Here is a 1394-nt window from a genome sequence, read left to right as displayed (position 1 = left end):
GCGGTGCGATCACCGACCACTCGAAATCCGTCAGGTCAAAGCGCGCCATCTCAACCTCCAGGGTTGAGATCAGTGAATCAAAACAACGCTCCGCTGGGAATCCCGTTTATGGGTATGTCACCTAGAGCAACGGCCTCACTTCCAGGCGAGCAGCGTGGCGTAGACGGCCATGGACACAGCGTAGAGCACCGCCAGCAGGCCGTAGCCCAGAAGGTTGTTCCGCAGCCCCGCATCCGGCTTGATCCACCAGCCCAGTGCCTTGAAGGCGGCCGGAGCGATCCACCAGCCCAGAAGCTGGGTGCTCGCCAGGTTGCCGATGAACAGTGACAGCCAGAAGGGCACGCCGCGGGAATCGATGAAGGGCGCGCTGATGAAGATCCCCCACAGGAACACCACGGGGTAGAGAACCAGCAGGACGATCAGGTTGCTCTTGAAGATGAAGCTCGGGCTCTGGTCGGCGGGCTGGCCGGTGGGGAACCAGAAATTGAAGCCGTAGCTCGCCCGCTTCACGGTGAGGCTGGTGTTGAACTGCGTGCCTTCCTTGAGGAGGGCTTCGCGCTCGGGCGAGTCGATCCAGGTGTTCAGATTGGCGTCGGTGTCGAACGACAGGATGATGATCCAGTCGTCGTGCAGGCCGGGGATCGGCCGCTCGATCTTGTGGCGCAGGAAGCCCTTGAAACCCGCTTCCGCCGCCTGCACCCGGGCCTGCCAGGCCAGGAATTCCGTCTCCTGGTCCGGCGGCACCTGGAACGAGATGATGGCGGACACCGCGTCCGCGCGATGGCCTCCCGCTTCGGGCAAGATGTGGATGTCTTCCTGCCCGATGCAATAGGGGCGGATTTCCTCCACCAGTCCCGCGCGCACGTCGCTTTGAAGCCAGGCGCGTGCCGCCGCCGGGGTGGAGAAGCGCAGGACCTGCACCCAGTCCACCTGCGTGGGCGGACGGGGCGCCACCACTTCCAGGCCGAGGAAGCCGGGCCACGTCTTCAGGGCGTCGCCCACCTTTCCGCTCCAGCGGGTGAAGGCCGCGAAGCCTTCCTCCGAGATGCGGGCCTGGATGACGAGGGCGACCGGCTGGTCGGTCGCCGCTGCGGGATCCGCATTGCTGGGCATGGCGGCTCAGGCCTTCTTGTAGAGGCGCTTGCCCATGACCCATGTTTCATCGACGGCGCGCTCGTCGCTGACCATCATGATGCCGAACAGGAGGTTGGCGGCCTCCTCCATGGTTTCGGGGCCGTCGCCGGAATAGGCGAGGGACTGGTGCCATTCGGTTGCCGCGGGGCCGGCATTCCAGTCCAGCGCCACGAAGTCGGCTTCCTTGCCCGGCTCGAAATTGCCCAGCACGTCGTCGATATAGAGCCCCTCGGCCCCGCCCAGCGTGATCGACCAGAAGG

At 65.0% G+C, this 1394-nt stretch carries 1 protein-coding gene and 1 pseudogene; both read right to left on the bottom strand.

Annotated elements, in window-relative coordinates; all coding sequences use genetic code 11:
• Positions 1-135 precede the first annotated feature (135 nt).
• Positions 136-1113, bottom strand: a complete 978-nt coding sequence (locus tag EJJ38_RS13430; protein ID WP_127090657.1) for an antibiotic biosynthesis monooxygenase — start codon at positions 1111-1113, stop codon at positions 136-138.
• Between the two features lie 6 nt (positions 1114-1119).
• Positions 1120-1394: pseudogene (locus EJJ38_RS13425) on the bottom strand (amidohydrolase family protein); the annotation flags it as partial.

It is taken from the genome of Aquabacter cavernae, assembly GCF_003993795.1.
Lineage (GTDB): Bacteria > Pseudomonadota > Alphaproteobacteria > Rhizobiales > Xanthobacteraceae > Aquabacter > Aquabacter cavernae.
This window is presented reverse-complemented; position numbering and strand designations above follow the sequence as displayed.

Bases quoted from the DNA above. Each gene is read 5' to 3' on its own strand.
- EJJ38_RS13430 (WP_127090657.1), bottom strand. From the start codon at position 1,113: ATGCCCAGCAATGCGGATCCCGCAGCGGCGACCGACCAGCCGGTCGCC.